The following is a 23,810-nucleotide window of genomic DNA, read 5'->3' on the forward strand; positions in this document are numbered from 1 at the left end:
AAGAAGTCCCTATGCTATCATTAAAAAAAGTACTTTTTTGTGCCGTCTTTGTGCTGGTTCAAAATGTTTATTCACAAGAAATACCGGCAACGCGTATTATTGAAAATACCGATTTAGCGAGTTATTTGCATAAGGCAGCAAAAAATAATTTTAGCAAGACTAAAGTTATTTCTGAAGCAGAATTAGCCAGTTATTTTAGAAAGCAGTTTTCCAAACGTTATTTTTACGATTGGCAAAATTTTAAGAAGCGGTTTGATGTTTATCAAGAATTGTATCCTGCCCAGAATTTGCACCATAAAGAAAGAGCAGAAGATCATTTGTCTAAATTTTCGAGTGCTACTACTTGGCTTTTGCCGTTTAATTACACCAATGGAAATCCGGTAAATGCTTACGCCCTTCGTCATTTAGCACGGCAGCATAAAATGGTAGATATTGCCTTGTACAAAAAAGAAAATACGGAGTCCTTGGCTTATTTTTTAGGACAAATGCATTCTTTGAATAGGGCCCTAAAAGAAAATAAATACGAAAAAATAAAAGATGGAAACGGTGTCTATGAAGCTTTTCGTTCTGGCTATCGAGTTTTAAACTGGTTGCAAATTCATGCGGCTTTTTTATCTAATGAAAATTATTCTGATAAGGATCAGTTAATTACTATTGCGACTTTAATGCAGCACGGGGCTCATTTGTATAAAAATAATAAAGTATTTCATGCAGGAAATCATCAAACTAGAGGACTTTCAGCTTTGGCCATGTTGTCAATTATTTTTAACGATTTTGAAGATTCTAAAATTTGGTTTGATCATTCTGTAAAATTATTACAAGAGCATTTAAATAAAGAAATAAATGAGGATGGATTTCAGTTTGAAAGAACTGTTCACTATCATATGAGTGATATTCTTAATTATTTTTATGTGTACCGTTTGGTCTTAAATAATAAGATGACCATAGATGCGACTTGGGAAGAAAAATTGAAATCGCTTTTTACAAGTTTGTGTAAAATTGCATATCCTGATAAATCTGCCCCCGTTTTTTCAGATGATACAGATGCTCCTTGGGCAGAAAAAAATGACATTTCAAACGCATTGACTTTAGGGTATTTATTGTTTGAAGATCCGACGATGGGATATTTTGCAAAAGAAAATGTGAGCCCTCAATTGTTTTGGCATTTGAACCAAGCTCAACTAAACTCTTTAAAAAACATTCAATCGGAAAAACCTATGTATGGTTCGGTATATTTTCCAACGACTGGTTTTTATTTTATGCGTCAAGGTTGGGAAACCAATGCTAAAATGTTAGTTATTTCAGCAGGATTGGATAAAGATAAACCCGATCATCAGCATGGTGACATGTTGGGCATTCAAGCTATGGCCAATGGAAAAATTATTTTGCCAAATTACCAAGTACGCTATTCTTTAAAAGATTTAGAGCTGTTTAAAAATTCGATGGTTAAAAATGTGGCTTTGGTAGATGAGGAATTGCAAGGAAAAAAATATACTTCAAATCAAGGTGGTAGTGGTTTTGGAAAATTTAAGAGTCTGCCTAAACCCAAAAATATTGCTTGGAATACGAATGAAAACTTAGATTTTTTTGCTGGAAGTCATGATGGATTTGAAAATATTGGGGTTCAATACACGAGACAAGTACTTTTTGTAGACAAGGATTTTTGGATTGTAAAAGATAACTTTTCTTCCAAAGACAAACATAGTTATAAACAAGTTTGGCAAGGACATTATAGCACGGAAAAGACACCTAATTTATTGCGATCTTCTTTTGATAATGGAACAGGATTGGATATTTTTCAATTGCAATCGGTAGATGAAAGTAGCAGCTCAGGAAAGCGAGGAAAAAATTGGACGGTAGTTTCTAAAAAGGGAAAAGAGAATTTTAGTTTTATTACTGTTTTGGCTCCTTTTAAAACCTATGACAAACGGATTGATGAAGAAAAAGAATTGCCAATCATAAAGGGTTGGAGTTTGAATAATTCGCCATGGGAAACAAAAAATAAGGAGGTCATTTCTTTAAGTAGGCAGCAGCAGACCTTATTATTTTCCGTAAAACAAGTCGATTTAAAAAAGATACATATTGAGTTTTTAGAGAATTCGGATGTGTTATTGCATGTAAACGAAAATGAATTAGAGCTACAATCGCTTTCAGACAAAAAAATACAATTTTTGATTAGTGGAGTTAAAAAAGGTGGTGAGCTAGAACTTATTCCGGGTGAGAAAATAAAATTCACACGCTTATGAAATCAAACCAAGTACTATTTGTAATGGGGGTTTCCGGTGTTGGAAAAAGCACAATTGGAAAATTATTAGCCGATTCCATGCAAATTCCATTTTTTGATGGCGATGATTATCATCCAGAAAAAAATGTAGCTAAAATGGCTAGCGGGCTTGCTTTAAATGATGACGACCGCCAAGGTTGGTTGGAAACGCTGAATGCATTGGCAAAAAAGCAATTGGAAAATAACAGTTGTGTTATCGTGTGTTCGGCCTTAAAAGAAAGTTATAGGACAGTTTTAACTACAGGTATTGAGTGCCATGCAAAATGGATATTCTTGAGCGGTTCATTTCAAAAAATAGTAGATAGAATAAACAATCGAGAAGGGCATTTTATGAAGTCTGAGTTGTTGCAATCGCAATTTGACATTTTAGAAGAACCTGAAAATTCTATCAAAATAGATATACGTTTAGCGCCTAAAAATATTGTAGAAGAAATAAAAACAGCACTTATGGAGAAAACACAGTTTGGTCTTTTTGGACTGGGAGTTATGGGGAAAAGTTTGAGTAGAAATTTAGCCAACAATGGATTCAAAATTTCTGTGTTTAACAGGCATTTGGCTGGGTTGGAGGAAAATGTAGCATTAGATTTTACGAATAAATTTGATGAATTGGAAACAGCGCTTCCTTTTGATGAAATTGAATCTTTTGTCAATTCTTTGGAAAGGCCTCGGAAAATTATGTTGATGATAAATGCTGGAAAAATAATAGATTCAGTAATAGAAGATTTATTGCCGTTTTTACAGGAAGGTGATGTGTTGATTGATGGAGGAAATTCGAATTACAATAAAACCAAAGAGCGTTTTGAGTATTTAAAAGCTAAGAAAATTCATTTTGTTGGCGCTGGTGTTTCTGGAGGTGAAGAAGGAGCGTTAAAAGGGCCTTCCATTATGCCAGGTGGCGCTAAAGAAAGTTATGTACAAGTCCAACCTTTTTTAGAAGCCATAGCCGCAAAAGACGAAAATAATTTGCCGTGTTGTACCTATATAGGAACAGAAGGAAGTGGTCATTTTGTAAAAATGGTTCACAATGGCATTGAATATGTGGAAATGCAGCTGTTGGCTGAAGTTTTTGTCACTCTAAAAGCTCTAGGAAATAATCCAGATGCGATTGCCACTATTTTAGAGTCGTGGAAGGAAACAACGAACAGTTATTTATTAGAAATTACCATTGCTATTTTACGAAAAAAAGAAAATGGTGGCTGGTTGATTGATAAAATAATGGACAAGGCAGGAAATAAAGGCACTGGAAACTGGACAACGATTAGTACTGCGCAATTAGGAGTGCCAAGTACCATGATTGCCTCCGCACTGTTTTCGAGGTACAGTTCTTTTTATAAAGAAGAAAGAATAGCAGCAAGTAAACATATAGAAACAGCAACTGCTAATTTGGAAATTACCAAAGAGGATTTGTTAAAAACTTACCAGTTTGCTCGAATTATGAATCATTACCAAGGATTTAAATTAATTCAAGAAGCTTCAAAAAGTTACCAATGGGGGTTAAATTTAAGTGAATTGTCGCGAATTTGGACCAATGGTTGTATCATCAAATCGGATTTGATGGTGGCTTTGGTAGAAATTTTTAAAACCACGGATAATTTGTTGACGGATCCGAAAATTATGCAACAAATAAATAGCTTAAAACCAACGGCGAGGAAAGTCGTTGCACAAGGAATTTTAAACGATTTGCCAATTCCAAGTCTGACAGAAGCGCTTAGTTTTTTAAACAGTTTTGCTGTGGCCAATTCTTCGGCCAATATGATTCAAGCGCAACGAGATTATTTTGGAGCACATACTTACCAAAGAACCGATGATGCCTCAGGTAAATTTCACCATACAGAATGGATCTAAATTTTTAAAACCAATAACCTAAACCAAAACGCTATGCCAACCTCAAAAACTAAAAAGTCATTTTTACAGAAAATTATTGCCATTGTATTGGGGTTCGGACCAGGAATATTTGCCATAGGGTATACCATAGGTACAGGAAGTGTTACTTCTATGATTGTTGCCGGAAGCAAATTTGGAATGCAATTGTTGTGGGTGCTATTATTGAGTTGTTTTTTTTCAGGTGTATTGATGTTTGCCTACGGAAACTTCGCACTAATTACGGGAGAAACTGCCCTTTATGGTTTTAAAAAGCACTTAAAATACGGTAAGGTTCTAGCTATTTTAATTATTATAGGAATTAGCTTCGGACAATGGAATTCTTTAATGGGAATTTTAGGAATTTCATCCAATATTATTTTTGAAATATTGGCCATCAATTTTGAAGGACTTAGACCTTATAAATATGAAACCGTATTGCTAACGGCTGTTATTGTTATTGTAACATTTTATTTATTAATGCTGGTTGGAAAGTATACTTTCTTCGAGAAAATTTTGGTCATTTTTGTAACGTTAATGGGCTTGTCTTTTCTGTTTTCATTATTCCTTGTACAGCCATTGCCCATAGATGTGGTAAAAGGATTGATTCCTACCATTCCTGAAATTCCGGGAGGAAAAATGTTGGTGGCTGCTTTTGTGGGAACCACCATGGCTTCAGCAACTTTTATATCACGACCGTTATTTGTTAAAGGAAAAGGTTGGACTATAAAAAACTTAGTACAACAAAAAAAAGATTCTATAACCGCAGCGATATTGATATTTGTAATCAGTGCCACTATAATGGCAGTAGCTTGTGGCGCCCTGTTTCATGATGGAAAAGTTGTGACGCAAGTATTAGATATGGCAAATACTTTAGAGCCGGTAGCAGGAAAATGGGCAGTTACTATTTTCTTTTTTGGGGCTTTGAGTGCTGGTTTGTCTTCTATATTTCCTTGTTTGTTAATTGCACCTTTGTTGGTGGCTGATTACCAATCGGGAACGTTAGATACCAGTTCTAAGCAGTTTAGAATTATTACAGCAGTTGCATGTTTGGTCGCTTTGATTGGTCCTGCTTTTGGAGCAAATCCCATAGAAATTCAAATACTATCGCAAGTATTTAATGTTTTTGTTTTGCCTGTGGTTGTCTTAGGAATTATTTTATTGCTTCGAAATAAAAAGCTGATGAAAGCTTATAAAACCAGTTTAGCTGTGTATATTGGTATGTATGCAGCACTCTTCTTTTCTTTGGTTATTTCATACAATGGAATCATGGCTTTGCTAGAATATTTTTAAAGGTTACTTGTACGTTTAAAGCCTCATTTTAATGGCTTTGTGTTAAAATTATAGAGATTTTTTGTTTACTAAAAATATAACTGTATATTTGGTAAACCAAATTGGTAAACCAATTAAATTAAATCTTTATGATAAACCGCCTATTATTAGGGATATCCATGCTATTTTTAGTGTTTGTATCTTGTAAAGAAAACCCAAAAAACAAATCAACAGGAGCCACTGTTTCGGAACTTAATGAAGCTGTTGGAAATTCAAAACTAGGAAATCACCCTTCTTTAATTTTAACAAAAAAAGGAGTCGCTGAAATTCGAAAAAATCTTGGAAAACTTCCTTTGTTTGATGCTTCCTTAGCGGAAGTAAAAAAAGAAGTTGATGCAGAAATTTTATTGGGGATTGATGTGCCAATTCCTAAGGATTATTCAGGTGGTTATACCCATAACCGTCATAAAAGGAATTTTTTAATTCTTCAAAAAGCAGGTGCTCTTTATCAAATATTAGAAGATGAAAAGTATGGGAAATATGTAAAAGACATGTTGCTGCAGTACGAAGCAATTTATAAAACCTTACCTGTTCATCCTAAAACAAGATCTTATGCAAGAGGAAAATTATTTTGGCAATGTTTAAACGATTCCAATTGGTTGGTGTATGTAAGTCAAGCCTACGATTGTATTTATGATTATTTATCTGAAGAAGAACGCAACAACTTAGAAACAAATCTTTTCAGACCATTTGCTGATTTTATTTCAACAGGAAATCCACAATTTTATAACAGAGTACATAATCATAGTACTTGGGGTAATGCAGCTGTTGGAATGATTGGTTTGGTGATGAATGATGAAGAATTGATTCAGCGTGCCTTGTACGGTATAAAAAATGCGAATTTAGATCCAAACGCAAAAGACAATGATGGCGGATATATTAATAAAAACGGGAAAGCAGGATTTTTAGCAAATATTGAAGAACCTTTTTCTCCTGATGGCTATTATACAGAAGGGCCTTACTACCAACGTTATGCCATGTATCCTTTTTTAATTTTTGCGGAAGGTTTGCAAAACGTACGACCAGAATTAAATATTTTTGAATACAAAGAAGGCGTGCTTTTAAAATCTGTAAATGCACTTTTAAATTTATCAGATGCAGATGGAGAATTTTTTCCATTGAATGATGGACAAAAAGGAATGTCTTATTATTCAAGAGAATTAGTTACAGCTGTAGATATAGCTTACGAACATGGAAATAATGATCCTGGTTTATTAAGTATTGCTATCAAACAAAATCAAGTATTATTAGACGATTCAGGTTTTGCCATTGCACTAGGGGTTAAAAATGGAAACGAAAAACCCTTCAATAAAAAATCCATTAATTTATCTGATGGCCCTGAAGGAAAACAAGGTGGTGTTGGAATTTTAAGAAATGAAAATTTAGAATTGGTATTTAAATACGCGGCACATGGTTCAAGTCATGGGCATTATGATAAATTATCATTTTCATTATACGAAAACGGAGAAGAGGTATTGCAAGATTATGGATTGGCTCGTTTTGTAAATATTGAACAAAAAGGAGGTGGTAATTATTTAAAAGAAAATAAAACTTGGGCAAAACAAACCATTGCACATAGTACCATCGTTCAGAATGAGACGTCACATTTTACAGGAAAATATGCCATTGGTAGCAAACACCACTCAGAATTATTTTTCTTTGACGACGCCAATGAAAACATTCAAATAGTGAGTGCGAAGGAAAACAATGCATATCCAGGAACTCAATTACATAGAACCCTAGCGCTTATTAAGGATGAGGCTTTTTCAAAACCATTTGCTTTGGATTTGATAAAAGTGACTTCGGATAAAAAAAATCAATACGACCTTCCCTATTATTATTTTGGTCAAATCATGGAAACTAATTTTGACTATAAAGTAGAAAGCAGCCTAAAACCACTAGGTAAAAAGAATGGCTACCAACATTTATGGAAAAATGCTTCAGGAGAAATTAAAGCAGGTCATTTACTTTTTTCATGGTTTCATAAAAATAAGTTTTACGCAATCAATAGTACGTCAACAGGGAATGATAAAGCTATATTAGCAACCATTGGTGCAAATGATCCCGAGCATAATTTAAGGAATGATCCGGGTTTAATTATTAGAAGAGAACAAACACAAAACACCGTTTTTGCTTCTGTTATTGAGTCGCATGGAACGTATAGTCCTGTTTCTGAATTTTCTGTGAACCCCAATAGTGCCGTTAAAAGCATACAGGTAGTTTTCGAAAACAAAGAATTTACAGCGGTTCAAATTAAAACGCAACAAGACAAAGAAAAATTATTTATCCTGAATACTATTTCGTCAGATAAAACAAAAAAGAATACATTAAGCATTGAAGGAAAGGACTACCAGTGGGTAGGCCCTTATACATATACTAACAAATAAACTATAGATAATGAAAAGATTTAGTGAAAAGTACGTCATCGCAAAAAAAATGGATTGGGAAGAACTTGGAGGAGGAGTTTCAAGAAAATTCTTAGGTTATGACAACCAAATAATGATGGTACAGGTAAAATTTGATAAGGGAGCATTGGGTGCTCCACATCAACATTTTCATACGCAAGCTACTTATTGTGCCTCGGGTAAATTTGAATTTGAAATTGATGGCGTAAAGCAAATTGTTGAAGCAGGAGATGGTGTTTATATTGAGCCTAACTTATGGCATAGTGCTGTTTGTTTGGAAGAAGGAATACTGATTGATACATTCAGCCCAGTAAGAGAAGATTTCTTAAGCGGCGATGGTGTCTCGTATTTTGGTGATCAAGAGTCTTAAGTAAAAATCTGTTTGTCAAGTAAAAGCTTGACAAACAGATTTTTTGATAAAAATTTTTTTTTAACAAATTTTTATCTTATTTTTGGTAAACCAAATTGGATTACCAGTTTGGGAAACCAAAAATAAACGAACTTAAAACTAAACCAAATTAATGATCTCACCTTAAACAAAAAAAAGGACAGGTGCACGCCTATCCTTTTAGAGTAAATTACTTCTTTGGAGGGAAGTAAAAAATTGAACGCATGTTATTACTTTATAACAACACACATTTTGCAAAAATACAAATTACTCAGTGCAGAATCAAGTTTTATAAAGTGAAAGATTAAAAAGATGAAAATCTAGACTACATATTAGTACATAGTACTGATTAACCTAACACTTAAAACATGAAAAAATCTATTACAAATTTTAAAACAAAACTTTTACTTTCTGTGGTTTTGTTGTTTAACATCGCATTGTTTGCACAGTCTAACTATACTGTCCAGGGAACTGTAATTTCAGAAGTTGACAAATCACCTGTACCAGGTGTAAGTATTATTATTAAAGGAACTGCAAAAGGAACCGCTACCGATTTTGATGGTAACTTTTCTTTACAGGTAAAGCAAGGAGATCAAATTATTGTATCTTTTTTAGGTTTTGCTACGAAAACGATTTCGATAACGGGACAAAAAAACTTAACAATTGCACTGGCAGAAGATTCTAATGAATTGGATGAAGTTGTGGTTATTGGATATGGTACTCAAAAGAAATCACACCTTACAGGTGCTGTTTCTAAAGTAACAAATGAAAACTTAGACCAAATTGCAGTTGCAAGGGTTGATGATGCCTTAGTAGGGCAGGTATCAGGGGTAAACATTCAATCTAGTTCTGCAGAAGCAGGTGCTGCTCCAACCATTACGGTTAGGGGATTTGGATCGATTACTGCTGACTCTGGACCAGCTGTTGTTGTTGATGGAGTAATTGTAGATGCTAGTTTCCTTGGGAACTTAGATATGAATGACGTTGAATCTTTTGAGGTTTTAAAAGATGCAGCATCTGCAGCTATTTATGGTAGTGAAGGTTCTAATGGGGTAATTCTTATTACCACTAAAACTGGAGAAGCTGGGAAAACTAAATTTTCGTACAATACTTTTACGGGATATAAATCAGCATTTGGTAGCGATGATTATAAGAAAAGTGTTGCGGATTGGTCTGCTAAAGAGTTAGCGGCTACAGGTACACTTTCAGAATCAACAGTCTATGCACAAAAATTAGTAGAAGTTACGGGTATCGACAGAGACTGGCAAGATGTTTTCTTTGATGGAGGTTTCATCAAAAGTCACTCTTTATCAGCAAGTGGAGGAACTAAAGAAACAAAATTTACGGCGTCTTTAAGGTATTTACATGATGAAGGAGTTGTAATTACAGATGACTTTAAATTGTATTCTGCTAAATTAAAAATAGACAGTAAATTAAATGAAAAATTGAAATTTGGATTGAGTGCTACGCCTTCTTACTCTAAAAGAAGAGCATTGCCAACGTCAATTCATAATCCAATCAGACAGTCTCCTTGGTTGCCAATATACCATACCGAAGAAACATTACAGTTTGTCAATAGAAGTTCTTATCCAGATGTTGGAGTAGGAGATTATTTTTACGAAAATCATTTGGTTGAATTAGATTTTGACGGGAATGGTAGTGATTCAAGACCTCGTACTACTGGAGATTCAAATGCGTATGCACAATATGCAGAAAGAGAACATTATGAGTTTAATACGAAAATTTTAGGATCTGCTTATTTGAAGTATGAAATTATGGATGGTCTTACAGCAAAAACATCTTTGGGTGTAACTGTAGAGCAACGTAAAAGAACAAGATGGGATGGAACAAAACACCATGCATCTGGAACAAGTAGAGCTGCATACCTATTAAATAACAGATACAACACGAGAATCATTTCTGACAATACATTGTCTTATACCAAACAATTTGGAGATCACGATTTTAGTGCTTTGGCTGGGGTAACTATTCAAAAAAGAAGAAGTGAAACAAGTCAAATTACAGGTTCTGGATATGCTAATGACTTGCTTAAAAACCTTCAAGGTGCAACTACAGTTGTTTCGGAAGGAGAATACAATATTGAGAAAAACAAAATTGGATACTTTGGTAGACTTACCTATGCATATGCTGATAAGTATTTAGTAAATGCTTCATTTAGACGTGATGGAAGTTCAGTTTTTGGAGTAAATTCAAAATGGGGTAACTTCCCTGCAGCCTCTGTAGGATGGAATGTGTCTAAAGAAGATTTTCTTTCAGAATCTGATATTCTTACCAATTTAAAATTAAGAGTAAGTTATGGTCTTACAGGAGCTGAGAACTTTAATGTAGGAGACGATTTAGTAAATGCTTATCCTTATTTAGCGCAATTAGACAATACCAACGCTATTACTGAAGGTGGTATTTCATCAGGTGTTTCTCCAAAGAATATTGCCAACTTATTATTGCAATGGGAAGCTTCTGAAGAATTTAACCCTGGTTTAGATTTTGGAATTTTAAACAACAGAATTACAGGTTCTATTGATTACTATAAAAGAACAAGTGATCAATTATTATTAAACAACCCTGTATCCTATGTTACTGGATTTAATAATGGAATTGTAAACTTAGGAAAAGTAGCGAATAGTGGATGGGAATTTGAATTAAGAACCAAAAACATTACTACAGAGAAATTCTCTTGGAAAACAACATTAATTGCTTCTACAAATAAAAATGAATTATTAGATTATGGTAATTCTGATGGAGCTTTAACAGAAGATGGTTTTGGTAGAAATTCACAATGGATCAATTCAGTAGGAAATCCTATTTCTTCTTTCTATGGTTATGTGGTAGATAAAGAATTAGCAAATGAATACTGGGATTCTCCATGGATTCCTATCAACGGACAGTCACAAGATATTATTGTTAAAGATTTAAATGGTGATGGTATCATTACAGATGATGATAAGACTATTTTAGGAGATCCTTACCCAGAAATTACTTGGAGTTTATCAAACGAATTCAATCTTGGAAATTTTGACTTTTCTTTTATGATCCAAGGAAGTCAAGGTGCAGAAGTAAAGAATATTGGTGATCAATACTTCTTCTCACAATGGAACGGAGCTACAAGTGATGAACAAGCAGTAGTAGATGCCGGAATCATTCCAGATGCTTCTTTCCTTAAAGAAAGAATCCATACAAATGATGTGGTAATGAGCGCAGGATACTTTTCATTAAGAAATGTAAATATTGGCTATAGTTTACCAGATGATATCATATCAAAATTAGGAATGTCTTCTTTTAGAGTTTATGCTACAGGTCAGAATTTAATTTATATTACTTCTGATGACTATCACGGATTTAATCCAGAATTTATAGATAGTAATAATAGTCCGCAATCTTATGGAGCGCAAAGAGCAGGTACACCTTTGTTTAGTACTATATCAGTTGGATTGAACGTTAATTTTTAATCAAAAAATATTAATTATGAAATATATAAAATTTTTAATTTTTGCTGTAACAGGAGCCATGTTTGTCTCTTGTGATACAGAAGAGTTTTTAAACCCACTACCAGATTCTGCTATCGTAACAAATAGTTTTTTTAAATCTGATGAAGATGTGTTGGCAGGGATAATAGGGATGTATGATGCCGTTCAAGGTGTGAATGAAAATACAGAATCAAGTTCAATAAGATACAACAGAGGGGTACAATTAGAGTATCTTTTGACAGAGCATCGTTCTGATAACACAAGAAGTAAAACACTTGAAGGATCAAGAGCTGATTTCCATAGATATATAGTGGAACCTGATAATGTTCAATCTGAAGATTATTACCAATCTATGTATGAAATTATTTTTAGAGCAAACAATGTTTTAGAATATGTATCGAATGCTAGTGCGTCAAATATTAAGAAATATTCTGCGGAAGCTAAATTTTTAAGAGGTTATGCTTATTTTAACTTAGTAAGGTTATACGGTGCAGTGCCATTGGTTACTAGAGTTGTAAATTCTGATGAAAAAGAATTACTTTTTACTAGAATTGAAGAAGCTAAAATTTACGAGCAAATTGTAGCCGATTTACAAGAAGGTGTTACATATTTAGATAACGCACATAAATCTAGAGCTTCAAAGGCTGCAGCGCAAGGACTTTTAGCGAAAGTATATTTAACACAACCAACACGTAATTATGCAGGTGCAAAACAATTGTGTGAAGATATTATTAACAGCGGAAAGTTCTCTTTAGAGTCTGATTTTAAAGATGTATTCTACAACGAATTGAACGACGAAATTATTTTTGCAATTCAATATTTATCTGGAAATCCAGACGAAAGTCAAGGTTTCTCTTCTGAATTTACGTCATACAGTCGTCAAGGAAGACAAGATGGATTGAATATTGTGAATCCAAACCTTGCTGAAGATTTTATCGCCAATGGAGGTAACAGAACAGCTGTTTCATATGCTGCCTTTGGAGAAGATGCTGAATTATCGATCCCAGAAAATGCAGAGGTAATAAAGTTTTTACCTGATGGATATGATATTTCAGATACGAATCTTCCTACATATGGAGGAGGGCCTTCAAATGCAGGTAACGATTGGATTATCTTACGTTATTCAGATGTTTTGTTAATGCATGCAGAAGCAATTATGGAAGGAAATACCACGAATAGTATTGATGCTATAAATTCTTTTATGGAAGTTAGAGTTCGGGCTGGTTTTGATCCTATCGCAGATCGTCCTTCGGTTTTAACTGTAAATGAATTATTACTTGAAAGAAGAGTTGAATTGGCTTTTGAAAATCACCGTTTCTTTGATCTAGTTAGACTTGGAGTAGCGCACGATGTTTTGGGTGCACATGCAACCTTAAAAGGATATACGAGTTATAATATCAGAAGATTATTATTACCGATTCCGTCTAGAGAAATTAATTTAAGTGATGGTATTTTGACTCAAAATCCTCAATAATAATATTAAATTTTAAAAATTATGAAATATCAATTTAATTTTTTCAAAAACACGATAAAGACTGTGTTATGCGCATCGATATTAGTTGTGTCGGTAAGCTGTGAAGATGCTTTTGAGTTTGACTTGCCAGAAGCAGGTTCCATAGAAGATAAAACCTTACCTACGGCAAATTTTGGCTATATCCCGAACGCATTGGATTTCAAAACTGTAGAATTCAACAATTTGTCTACAGAATCTACAAAATACCTTTGGGATTTTGGTGAAGGTAATACTTCAACAGAAAAGGATCCATCTTATCATTTTGCTGCAGGTGAAGGTACCTACCCGGTAACATTAACTGCCTCGGATAACAATAATGCCTCTCATACGGTAACCTTAGATGTAGAAGTAGTTGATAAATTTGTACCTATTCCAGTAACAATCGCGAACGGAGATTTCAATAGTGGTACAGCTGATTGGAAATTCACTGAATTTACTGGAGGAAATGTGAATCCTTTTAACTCAAGTGGTGATGGTTCTTTTACAAAGTATGATGGAACTGATAATGGCGCTAAAACAAAAGGTGCTAAATGGACTAAAGATACTTCTGTAAGTGCAGGTGCGAATGCTAGATATGCATACCAAGCGATATTAGTTTCACCTACATTAGTAGATCGTATAGTTAAATACAAATTAGAATATGAATATGCTATCAAAACTCCAGCTGAACAAGCAGGTGTTGCAGAAGGAGGAAATAGAATTTTCTCAACTATTTTAGATGGTCATTATACTGACGGAGCTCTTGCAGTTGCAAGTACACCAATAAGTACAAAAACGGTTAGTGAAGCAAAAGGAAAAACATCACATACAAAAGTTACACAAACATTTACTGCAAATGCAAGTGGTGAAGTAGCTATAATGTTCTCTGCAGAAACGGCTGTTGATGTATATATCGACAATGTTAAAGTCTATGGAATTGTAGAAGATTAATTTTAGCAGATAACAAAAAATAACGAAAAATTTATAATTATGAATTTAATAAAAAATGCAACATTCGCCTTGTTATTGACAAGCCTTATAGTATCATGCGAAGAGGATGATTTTGTAAGACCAAGCGAAAGTACAAAAGGTACCGGACTTACAGAGATTACATTCTCTAGCTTTACAGCAAAAGCTGGTCCAGATGAAAGCGGTTTAGAGGATGGTACTTATATTACTGTTACTCCAATTGGTATTGGAGTTGATTCTTACGTAGTTGACTTTGGAGCGGCTGAAAGTACTCCAGTTACGATTGTTGGAGGTAGTGGAACTGCTACTTCTTACGATTATCCTAATAATGTTGAACAAGCTGATTATACAGTTACTGTAACGGCAAAGTCTGACAAAGGACTTGATGATGTAACGCTTACAGAAGTTATTACTGTAAAACATGAATTAACAGCTATTTCATCATCGCCAAATTCACCTACTATTCTTGATGAAAATGTATACGCTATTTTCAGTGACGGTATGGAAGTTGAAGGTGCTTTAGTTGCTTATACAAACCTATCTTCAAGTGCTAATTTTACAGCAGGTACGGATGTAGAGTATAATAAAGCAACGGTTGGAGATATCAAAAATAATGTAATTCAGTATTCTAGGCTTGAAAGTCCTAATACTGCATCTATTGCTTTTGATCCTGCTATTATGGTTGCAGATGTTTTTGGAACAGACGCTTCTGCGGATTATATTCACTTCGATCTACATTCTATTCATGAAATAGGTGTTGATAAAGTAAAAATTTCAATGGGTGGAAAAACTTTTGAGCAAACATTAGAAAATAATGTGTGGACAGGTTTAGATATTGATCTTACTTCTGAAGGAATTACTCAAATAGACGAAATAGTAATAGAATTAGGGACAGATGGTACGGCAAGTAATGAGGCAACTCTTAATGTAGATAACATTTATTTTTATAGAGAACCTCTTTCAATTCCTGAGTTTACCTTTGATGAGGTGGCTAGTGATTTTGATGTTACCTTTGAAAATGCGTCTGAACTTGCAACTAGTTATAGTTGGGATTTTGGAGATGGTTCTGGTAGTTCAACGGATGAAAATCCAACTTATACCTATACGGATAATGGTATAGAAGAAACCTATATGGTAACCTTAACAACGACAAATTTTCTTAATAAAACAACTTCTATTACCAAAGAAGTTACTGTAGGAGGACCAGCGGGCCCAATGAATCCAGAAATTGTAAAAGGTGATTTTGAGCGTTTAGATGGTAATTCTTCAGATGACGGTAATATTAGAAATGCTTGGAAAATAGCTACAACTGGAAATTCAAATCCTTTTGGGACTAGTTCAGACGGTTCTTGTATAGATTATAGCGGAACACTTGGTTCTAAAACAAGAGGTGCAAAATGGTCGTCTAGTCAAAGCGCTAATCCTGATGGTTCTGCTGTTGCTGGAGATACTAGATACGCATACCAATCAGTTACTTTAAGTCCAAATGAGGATTATATTTTTGAGTACGAATATGCTATAAGAACCGGAGGTGCTGAAACGAATAGTGTAGTTGCGTCAATTTTAAATGGTCATTATTCTGATAGTGCTGATGCAGTTGCAAGTAACGCTTTGATAAAGCATGTTGGAACTGAGTCTAAAGGAAAGTTTTCTGATAATGATTGTTCTGGTGGTACAACAGTAAAACTGCAATTTAGATCTAATGCTGTAGGTGAGGTAGCAATATTAATTTACGCAGTTACTGATAAAGATGCGTATATAGATAATGTAAAGATTTACCCAGCACCATAATATAAACTTTAGTTTTCATGAAAAACTTCCGAAAAGAAATACTTGGATTTTTGTTAATCGCATTTCTATCTGTTAACGCTACTGCTCAAAAAAAGAGCAGTAGTGAAACAGACTCGGATGTGAAAATTGAAAAGACAACTAAGAAGAAAAGAAAAAAGAAAAAAAAGAAGGTCAAACTTCCTAAAATCGATTTAAGCCATTGGAAGGTTACGTTGCCTGTGGCAAATGAAGAAGGGAAACCTTATGAAATAAGTCCACCTGAAATTTTAGATTTCGCAAAAATGGATATTGCAAAGCCATATATGTACATAGACTCTACAAAAGGAGCAATTGTATTTCATGCAATGCCAACCAATTCGAAAACTAGAAATACAAAGTATACGCGATCTGAATTGAGAGAGCAAATGAAACCAGGTGATAATAATGTAAACTGGACCTTTGCCCAAGGTGCTTATATGAAAGGTAAGTTGGCCATGGAAAAAACAACAAAAGATTCAAAAGGAAAGTACCATCGAACAATTATTATGCAAATTCATGGTCGTTTAACAAACGAACAAAAAGAATTAATTGGAGAGGATGACAACAACGCTCCCCCAATTTTGAAAATTTATTGGGACAATGGTAAGATTAGGGTAAAAACAAAGTTGTTAAAGAATTTGAATGCAACAGTTCCTGAAATTCTTCACGATGATGCCTGGGATGATGATGAAGGATTTAATTTTGAGCAGAAAGTAGGATTTCGTAAGTTTTTTCTTGAAGTCAAAGTTTCAGAAGGTAAAATGGTTGTGATCTTAAATAAGAACGAATTCAAAGTTTATGAAAATATCCACATGCAAAAATGGGGTGTGTTTGAAAACTATTTTAAAGCAGGAAATTACTTTCAATCAAGAGACAAAGGGTCTTTTTCAAAGGTTAGGTATTACGAATTAGAAGTAAAACACGAATAATATTTGGTTAGTTTAGCTAGAATTCTTCTAGTTTTTGCGGAGACTAGTTGAATTCTTACTACCCAAATATATTCTTAATTATTAATTATAAAAATATTTTTTATCTAGGAGAAATTGTTATAAATTTAACACCGGAAACTGGTTAACCAATCTGGTTGGAAATACAAAAACATATGAAATTAGAGGTACTTACTAAAAACGATAATAGAACGGTTCAAAATGAAATCATCTCAAAGATTAGAGAGTTGATCAATTACAAAAATCTTGAGCCTGGAGATAAGCTTCCATCAGAAAGAATGCTATCTGATAAGTTTGAAGTTAGTAGAAGTAATGTGAGAGAAGCCATACAAAAATTAGAATTTTATGGTTTGTTAAACTCCATACCTCAAAGTGGAACATTTGTAGCAAATATTGGAGTAATTGCTATGAACGGAATGATAGAAGACATATTACGATTGGAAAAACAAGATTTTAAATCTTTAGTGGAAACAAGAATTTTACTAGAGTTGAAAACAGCAGGTTTGGCTGCTACCAGAAGAACAGAGAAAGATTTAGAGGAAATTAAAGACGCTCTAGATGCTTACAATGAAAAAGCCTTAAAAGGAGAAGATGCTTTGCAAGAAGATTTGTTATTCCATTTGGCCATTGCAAAAGCAAGTCATAATAGCACCATTAACACCTTTATGTTAATCATTACGCCAGAAATAATTATAAACATTGAAAAACATCATGTTTGTGCCGATGGATTGGCATTTAATGGAATTGAAGAGCATACAGCAATTTATGAGGCAATTAAAATTCAGGATCCAACACTAGCGAAAGAAAAAATGAAAATTCATTTCAAAACGCTATATCAATATATATACAATACAGAACATTAGTAAGTTTCTTGCATTATTGCACGTTTTGCAAGAAATAAAAAAGTAATAATTGGAGGGAAGTAAATACTACCTATTAGTTCTATTCAGAACTATTTTAAGAGCAAACTCTTAACTAAATAGTGTTTACCAAAAATGGCTAACTTAAGGTTAGTTTAAAATAACTAGATTCAAGTTGATTGAAAGTCTATGTGAATAACATTGTCTTTTTGTATCAAAAAATCAACAAACCAAGGTAACAACAAAAAACAAAAAAATGAAAATTAAAGGACTAAGATGGTGGGTTATTACACTGATTTTTATCGCAACTGTAATAAATTATATTGATAGAACTGCTTTTGCTCTTTTATGGCCTGAAATGGGAAAAGACTTAGGCATGGATAACTCGGATTATGCAATTATGTTGAATGTTTTTATGGCCTGTTATGCCTTAGGAAAATTCTTATCTGGTAAGTTGTACGATCAAATTGGAACACGATTAGGTTTTACGGTTTCGATAGTAGTTTGGTCTGTAGCTTCTGTATTTCATGCATTTACAGCTGGTTTGGTTTCTTTATCTATAGTAAGAGGTTTACTAGGTTTGGGAGAAGCAGGAAATTGGCCCGGTGCTGTTAAAAGTAATGGAGAATGGTTTCCAGTAAAAGAAAGAGCTATTGCTCAAGGAATTTTTAATGCAGGTGCTTCTATTGGGAATGTAATTGCTCCCTTTATTATTGTGTTTTTGTATGCGAATTTTGGATGGAAAACAACCTATATTATCTTAGGTGCAGTAGGTGTTCTATGGGTTATTCCATGGTTGTTCCTAAATAAATCTACACCAGAAAAACATCCTTGGGTTACGCAAGAAGAAAGAGATTTGATTCTTGCAGATAAGATTGAAAAAGAGGAACTAGTTCAAGATAAAAAAGTGAAAAGCTTAAGTGTTGTTAAAATATTAAGCTACAAACAATCTTGGGGCGTATTACTTTGCCGATTCTTTATGGAACCAATATGGTGGTTTTTTGCAGGATGGATGCCAATTTATTTAAACTTAACTTTTGGTTTAAGTATCGAAGAAATTGCAGCTACAATGTGGATCTCTTATTTAATGGCCGCTGCAGGTAGTATTGTGGGTGGTTGGTTCTCAGGATTTTTAATGAAAACAAAATCGGTAGATATGGCTAGAAAAATTACCATCTCAGGTGGAGGTTTGTTAGTCTTTATCGGATTTGTATGTATCATATCTTTTGTTGGTGAAAATAACTTTATGACATTTATTTACCTAGCAGGTCTAGTGCTTTTCGGATTTCAATTTGCTATCGGAAATGTACAAACAATATCAAGCGATTTATTTAGAGGATCGTCTGTAGGAACCTTAGCAGGTTTAGCGGGTACAGTAGCGGCAGTTTCTCCAATGATTATGAACTGGTTTATTGGGAGAATAACCACAGAATCTTATACACCAGCATTTATAGCCATAACAGTCTCTGTTATTCTTGGGGTATTGTCAGTATTCTTTTTGATCAAAAAAATAGAACCAGTTAGAAAAACAATTAATTAAAACATAAAATAAAAATAGGATGAGTAAATTAGAAGGAAAAGTAGCAGTTATTACTGGTGCAACAGGAGGAATAGGTTTTGAAGTAGCAAAAAGATTAGGTAAAGATGGCTACACCGTAGTTTTAAACGGTATTCAAGATGAAGCTGGAGCTGAAAGAGTTGCTGAATTAGTTGCTGACGGTATTACAGCTGAATATTATGGCTTTGATGTTACTGACGATGAAGCAGTAACTGCAAACATTACTGCAATTGGAAACAAGTATGGTAAAATTGACCTTCTTGTAAATAATGCAGGTGGTTTAGGAGGTAGATCAAGATTTGAAGAAATGACCACTGAATTTTATAGATTCGTTATGGCATTGAACCTTGATTCTACATTTTTTGCTTCAAGAGCGGCAATTCCTTTCCTTAAAAAAGGAACAAATGCTTCTATTATCAATTATACGTCAAATGCTGGTTGGAATGCTGGTGGTCCTGGTGCAGGTATCTATGGTACTTCTAAAGCAGGGGTTCATGCAATTACCAGAGCTTTGGCTAAAGATTTAGCGGAATACGGAATTAGAGTAAATGCAGTATCTCCAGGTACGATTGATACACCTTTCCACGCGCAAATTAAATCGACAAAACCAGAAGTATTTGCTTCTTGGAAAAATAACATCATGTTAGGAAGATTAGGTCAGCCACAAGAGGTTGCTTCTGTTGTTTCTTTCTTGGCAAGTGATGATGCAGCTTTTATTACAGCGGAAACTATCCAAATTGGTGGTGGTCAAGCTTTAGGTATCTAAGATGTCTTTTATTAAAGAGGAGTTCTTTAATGAAATAAAATATTTAGTTTAGTTTTTAGTTATTGGAGTTTGGGTTTTTCCTTGACTCCAATTTCTTTTTAAAATCCTTTTGATAATGAAAAAATCAATTGCAATTATTTGCGGTGGTGGTCCCGCACCTGGTATAAATACAGTAATTAGTACACTTGCAAAAACATTTATTAAAGATGGTTATGAAGTTTTAGGCGTGCATCATGGCTACAAAGGACTGCTTTCAGATGAACCAGCGGTAAAAGTTTTTAACTTTCATAGAGCGGATCGTATTTTTAGTAGAGGAGGTTCAACTTTAATTATGAGCCGTTTTAAACCAAAAGACAGTGATTTTAATGATGTGTTTTTTAAAAAAAATAATGTAAAATTATTGGTAACCATTGGTGGCGATGATACTGCTTCTACGGCAAATAGATTGACAAAATATTTAGGTCAGCAAAACTTAGATGTGGCGCATATTCATGTGCCTAAAACCATTGACAACGATTTGCCTTTGCCTGATCGGAATCCGACTTTTGGATTTCATACCGCCAAAGATGAAGGAGTAAGAATTGGAAATACCGTTTATGAAGATGCACGCACCAGTGAAAATTGGTTTGTGGTTTCTGCCATGGGAAGGTCTGCAGGGCATTTGGCTTTCGGAATTGCTTCTGCCTGTCATTTTCCAATGATGATCATTCCTGAAATGTTTGACAAAACAAAAATTACTTTTGAAAAGATCATCAATATGGTCATTTCTTCTATTATAAAAAGTAAAATTCGTGGAATTGAATATGGGGTTGCTATGATTAGTGAAGGGGTTTTTCATTTTATGGAAGAGGAAGAAATTTTGAATTCTGGAATCAATTTCACCTATGATGAGCATGGACACCCAGAATTAGGAAATGTTAGTAAATCGCATATTTTTAATTATTTACTTCAAGTAAAACTGAAGGAATTGGGCTTAGATATAAAATCTAGACCTGTTGAGATTGGCTATGAATTGCGTTGTTGTAACCCTATTGCTTTTGATTTAACACTTTGTACTTTATTAGGTATCGGTGTCAAAAAATTGTTCGATGAAGGCGTAACGGGTTGTATTGTCAGTGCAAATTCTAATGGAGATATTGCTCCTTTGTTTTTGAAAGATTTTGAAGATGAAAACGGAAAAGTTCCTCCTAGGTTGGTCGACATCAATTCTGATATGGCTCAATTATTTATCAAGCATTTAATTTATATCCGAGAAAGAGATTACGAAGCTGCTAAAAAATATGTTTCAAATCCTGAAGCATATGATGTCAAAAAAATATTAAACTGGAATTAAAATAAGGCTGCCCAAATTAGGCAGCCTTTTTATTTTAAGAATTGCATGTTTTTTTAGTCAATTCAAATGTTCTCCAAAGTATATATGCTTAGCTGTACAGTTTAAATATAATAAAACGTATAGCGTATATGGGGAAAATTAATTTTTGAGTCTATTTATATTTTCTAGTTGTATCTATTCTTTTTTTGTGTTTGTAGTTGTTTTGCTATGAGTTTGTTAGCGTTTTTTTATTTGGTTTCAATAGGTTGAAATCTTTGCGCTTGTTTAAATTATACATTAAAAAGAACAATAATTATACTCACACAGACATGCTTTCTTCTGCTTGCAAGTAATTTAGTCCTATAAATTATGACGAACGATTATACTGAATAGATGAAGAACATACTTAGCACTTTGATATTATCCTTTTTTCTAAGCACTGGTTTTGCCCAAATAATTAATGTGGCAGACCATGGAATTAAACCTGGAAAAGATGTCACTTTAGAAGTCAACCAATTGATAGCGTCTTTAAAAGGAAAGAAAAATATCACCTTATTTTTTCCCAAGGGGCAATATGAGTTTTATCCTGAAAATGCCTTGGAAATGTATCGGGCAGTAACCAATCATGATAATAGTTTAAAGAAATTGGCTTTTCCAATTTTCGGTTTCGAAAACTTTACCTTAGACGGTAATGGATCCACGTTTATGTTTCATGGAAAAATATGTCCTATTACTGTAGAAGGAGCTACCAATACGGTTTTAAAAAATTTCACTATTGATTGGGAAAAGTCTTTTATCAATGAAATAAAAGTCATAAAAAACAACCCTAAAGAAAATTCTTTCATCGGTGAAGTGGCTAATGAAAAATTTGGTTTTGCTGTAAAAGACAATGAAATATTGTTTAATCATTACGATTGGCAAGATGTAATCGGTCAGAATATTGCGTATGATGGGAAAACAAAAGCTCCGATTTGGAATACGAAAAATTATTTTTTAAAGTATGGTAAAGGAACCAAAATTGAAAAATTAAATAATAAAACAGCAAAATTCACCAATATTACAAAGGCAACACCACCAGTAGGGACTGTCTTTGCAACCTACGGGCCAAGTCCTGGAGGAAATCGATTTGCGCAAGCCATTCATTTATCTAGCTCAAAAAATAATGTGTTAGAAAATATTACGGTTCTTGCAGCTGGTGGTATGGCGATTATTGCTGAAAGGTGTGAAAATGTAAGTCTGAATAAATTTATTGTCACTCCTCGTGCAGATAGAAATATGGCGACCAGAGCTGATGCAACTCATTTTTTGGGATGTAAAGGATTGATTAAAATAGAAAACTGTTTGTTAGAGCGTATGATGGATGATGGGATCAATGTGCATGGTGCTTATATAAAAGTTGAAAAGTACATGGGAAACAATACTTTCTTATGTGAAATTAGTCATAAACAACAATGGGGCTTGCTATTTGCTGAACCGGGTGATAAAATTATGTTGACTTCCAGAGAAACGGTTTTACCAATTGCTGAAATGACAGTGACAGAAGCGAAAATATTAAATGCAAAAAGAGTTTTGATTACCGTAGAAAATGTGCCAAATCAAATTCCTGAAGGGCCACTTTCTTTTGAAAATATTACTTGGAACCCAGATTTACATGTACTTAATAATGTCATTCGTGATAACAGAGCAAGAAGTGCTTTGATTACAACCAAAGGAAAAGTACTGGTTGAAAATAACTTCTTTTCATCGCAAATGCACGGTATTTTAATTGAAGGAGATAATAAGGCATGGTATGAGTCGGGGGGGGTAAAAGACATTACTATTCAAAATAATGTATTTGAAAATATAGGCTACGGAAACGGTGCTTCGTATCCACTGTATGCTTCTCCTATGTTTACTACAGGACAGCATATAGGTAAAGAAAAATACCATTTTAATATTCATTTTAAAAACAATAAAATTAAAAGTTTTAACGGGCAGTTAGCACATGCTTTGTCTGTGAAAGGCTTAGAAATTTCAGGAAATAGCATAGAGTTAAGTTCTGATTATCCGACAGGAGCTAAAGAACCTTCTATAAGTTTAGAATATTGTGAAGATATTTCTATTAAAAAAAATAAATTCATAGGATTTACCTGGCCTATAAAAATTGAAACATCTGAAAATACGACAGCGCTTCGTATAAAAGGAAACAAAGGTATCTCTAAATAAAATTGCATTTTTATGTTTATAAAAGGGCTAAGGTGTTTTCATCTTAGCTCTTTTTGTTTTGTGGTTTACTTACTATTAAGCACAATATATGTACGTCTGGCGACAGTGATTTTTTATTTACTGCTGAAATTTACAAAC

The 23,810-nt window shown here is 33.8% G+C and carries 15 protein-coding genes; all 15 read left to right on the forward strand.

What is annotated here, in order from left to right; genetic code table 11:
* The first annotated feature begins 11 nt into the window (after nucleotides 1-11).
* Nucleotides 12-2,246 carry a heparinase II/III family protein gene (locus FGM02_RS05985; protein WP_139957398.1) on the forward strand — a complete coding sequence of 745 codons (2,235 nt, stop codon included), beginning with the start codon at nucleotides 12-14 and terminating at the stop codon, nucleotides 2,244-2,246.
* Nucleotides 2,243-4,129 carry an NADP-dependent phosphogluconate dehydrogenase gene (gndA, locus tag FGM02_RS05990; RefSeq protein ID WP_139957399.1) on the forward strand — a complete coding sequence of 629 codons (1,887 nt, stop codon included), beginning with the start codon at nucleotides 2,243-2,245 and terminating at the stop codon, nucleotides 4,127-4,129. Before FGM02_RS05985 ends, gndA begins: the two co-directional genes overlap by 4 nt.
* 33 nt (nucleotides 4,130-4,162) lie before the next feature.
* Nucleotides 4,163-5,437 (forward strand): Nramp family divalent metal transporter, encoded by a 1,275-nt coding sequence (locus FGM02_RS05995; protein ID WP_139957400.1) that lies wholly within the window; start codon nucleotides 4,163-4,165, stop codon nucleotides 5,435-5,437.
* A gap of 128 nt (nucleotides 5,438-5,565) precedes the next feature.
* Complete coding sequence (locus FGM02_RS06000) at nucleotides 5,566-7,863, forward strand: alginate lyase family protein (RefSeq protein ID WP_139957401.1); 2,298 nt, start codon at nucleotides 5,566-5,568, stop codon at nucleotides 7,861-7,863.
* 10 nt (nucleotides 7,864-7,873) lie between these two features.
* On the forward strand, nucleotides 7,874-8,251 hold the full coding sequence (locus FGM02_RS06005) for a cupin domain-containing protein (RefSeq protein WP_139957402.1): 378 nt from the start codon (nucleotides 7,874-7,876) through the stop codon (nucleotides 8,249-8,251).
* 386 nt (nucleotides 8,252-8,637) lie between these two features.
* On the forward strand, nucleotides 8,638-11,736 hold the full coding sequence (locus FGM02_RS06010; RefSeq protein ID WP_139957403.1) for a SusC/RagA family TonB-linked outer membrane protein: 3,099 nt from the start codon (nucleotides 8,638-8,640) through the stop codon (nucleotides 11,734-11,736).
* A 16-nt stretch (nucleotides 11,737-11,752) separates the two neighbouring features.
* Complete coding sequence (locus FGM02_RS06015; protein ID WP_139957404.1) at nucleotides 11,753-13,228, forward strand: RagB/SusD family nutrient uptake outer membrane protein; 1,476 nt, start codon at nucleotides 11,753-11,755, stop codon at nucleotides 13,226-13,228.
* Nucleotides 13,229-13,249: 21 nt separating this feature from the next.
* On the forward strand, nucleotides 13,250-14,197 hold the full coding sequence (locus FGM02_RS06020; RefSeq protein ID WP_139957405.1) for a PKD domain-containing protein: 948 nt from the start codon (nucleotides 13,250-13,252) through the stop codon (nucleotides 14,195-14,197).
* Between the two features lie 39 nt (nucleotides 14,198-14,236).
* The gene (locus FGM02_RS06025; protein ID WP_208021478.1) at nucleotides 14,237-16,006 is read left to right on the forward strand and encodes a PKD domain-containing protein; all 1,770 of its coding nucleotides are present in this window, start codon (nucleotides 14,237-14,239) and stop codon (nucleotides 16,004-16,006) included.
* A 17-nt stretch (nucleotides 16,007-16,023) separates the two neighbouring features.
* Nucleotides 16,024-16,953: a polysaccharide lyase family 7 protein gene (locus tag FGM02_RS06030; protein ID WP_139957406.1), complete on the forward strand. Its 930-nt coding sequence runs from the start codon at nucleotides 16,024-16,026 to the stop codon at nucleotides 16,951-16,953.
* A 173-nt stretch (nucleotides 16,954-17,126) separates the two neighbouring features.
* Complete coding sequence (locus FGM02_RS06035; RefSeq protein WP_139957407.1) at nucleotides 17,127-17,834, forward strand: FadR/GntR family transcriptional regulator; 708 nt, start codon at nucleotides 17,127-17,129, stop codon at nucleotides 17,832-17,834.
* 253 nt (nucleotides 17,835-18,087) lie between these two features.
* Entirely contained in the window at nucleotides 18,088-19,371 is a 1,284-nt protein-coding gene (locus FGM02_RS06040) for an MFS transporter (protein WP_139957408.1), read from the forward strand.
* Nucleotides 19,372-19,390: 19 nt separating this feature from the next.
* Nucleotides 19,391-20,155 carry an SDR family NAD(P)-dependent oxidoreductase gene (locus FGM02_RS06045; protein WP_139957409.1) on the forward strand — a complete coding sequence of 255 codons (765 nt, stop codon included), beginning with the start codon at nucleotides 19,391-19,393 and terminating at the stop codon, nucleotides 20,153-20,155.
* Between the two features lie 115 nt (nucleotides 20,156-20,270).
* Nucleotides 20,271-21,488, forward strand: coding sequence for a 6-phosphofructokinase (locus FGM02_RS06050; protein ID WP_139957410.1), 1,218 nt, complete (start codon nucleotides 20,271-20,273; stop codon nucleotides 21,486-21,488).
* Between the two features lie 372 nt (nucleotides 21,489-21,860).
* Nucleotides 21,861-23,672 carry an alpha-1,3-galactosidase-related protein gene (locus FGM02_RS06055; protein ID WP_139957411.1) on the forward strand — a complete coding sequence of 604 codons (1,812 nt, stop codon included), beginning with the start codon at nucleotides 21,861-21,863 and terminating at the stop codon, nucleotides 23,670-23,672.
* Nucleotides 23,673-23,810: the final 138 nt, after the last annotated feature.

Source organism: Flavicella sediminum (assembly GCF_006381105.1).
GTDB lineage: Bacteria > Bacteroidota > Bacteroidia > Flavobacteriales > Flavobacteriaceae > Flavicella > Flavicella sediminum.

Bases quoted from the DNA above. Each gene is read 5' to 3' on its own strand.
- FGM02_RS06020 (WP_139957405.1), top strand. From the start codon at position 13,250: ATGAAATATCAATTTAATTTTTTCAAAAACACGATAAAGACTGTGTTA.
- FGM02_RS06030 (WP_139957406.1), top strand. From the start codon at position 16,024: ATGAAAAACTTCCGAAAAGAAATACTTGGATTTTTGTTAATCGCATTT.
- FGM02_RS06035 (WP_139957407.1), top strand. From the start codon at position 17,127: ATGAAATTAGAGGTACTTACTAAAAACGATAATAGAACGGTTCAAAAT.
- gndA (WP_139957399.1), top strand. From the start codon at position 2,243: ATGAAATCAAACCAAGTACTATTTGTAATGGGGGTTTCCGGTGTTGGA.
- FGM02_RS06045 (WP_139957409.1), top strand. From the start codon at position 19,391: ATGAGTAAATTAGAAGGAAAAGTAGCAGTTATTACTGGTGCAACAGGA.
- FGM02_RS05985 (WP_139957398.1), top strand. From the start codon at position 12: ATGCTATCATTAAAAAAAGTACTTTTTTGTGCCGTCTTTGTGCTGGTT.
- FGM02_RS06000 (WP_139957401.1), top strand. From the start codon at position 5,566: ATGATAAACCGCCTATTATTAGGGATATCCATGCTATTTTTAGTGTTT.
- FGM02_RS06050 (WP_139957410.1), top strand. From the start codon at position 20,271: ATGAAAAAATCAATTGCAATTATTTGCGGTGGTGGTCCCGCACCTGGT.
- FGM02_RS06015 (WP_139957404.1), top strand. From the start codon at position 11,753: ATGAAATATATAAAATTTTTAATTTTTGCTGTAACAGGAGCCATGTTT.
- FGM02_RS06005 (WP_139957402.1), top strand. From the start codon at position 7,874: ATGAAAAGATTTAGTGAAAAGTACGTCATCGCAAAAAAAATGGATTGG.
- FGM02_RS06025 (WP_208021478.1), top strand. From the start codon at position 14,237: ATGAATTTAATAAAAAATGCAACATTCGCCTTGTTATTGACAAGCCTT.
- FGM02_RS06055 (WP_139957411.1), top strand. From the start codon at position 21,861: ATGAAGAACATACTTAGCACTTTGATATTATCCTTTTTTCTAAGCACT.
- FGM02_RS06010 (WP_139957403.1), top strand. From the start codon at position 8,638: ATGAAAAAATCTATTACAAATTTTAAAACAAAACTTTTACTTTCTGTG.
- FGM02_RS06040 (WP_139957408.1), top strand. From the start codon at position 18,088: ATGAAAATTAAAGGACTAAGATGGTGGGTTATTACACTGATTTTTATC.
- FGM02_RS05995 (WP_139957400.1), top strand. From the start codon at position 4,163: ATGCCAACCTCAAAAACTAAAAAGTCATTTTTACAGAAAATTATTGCC.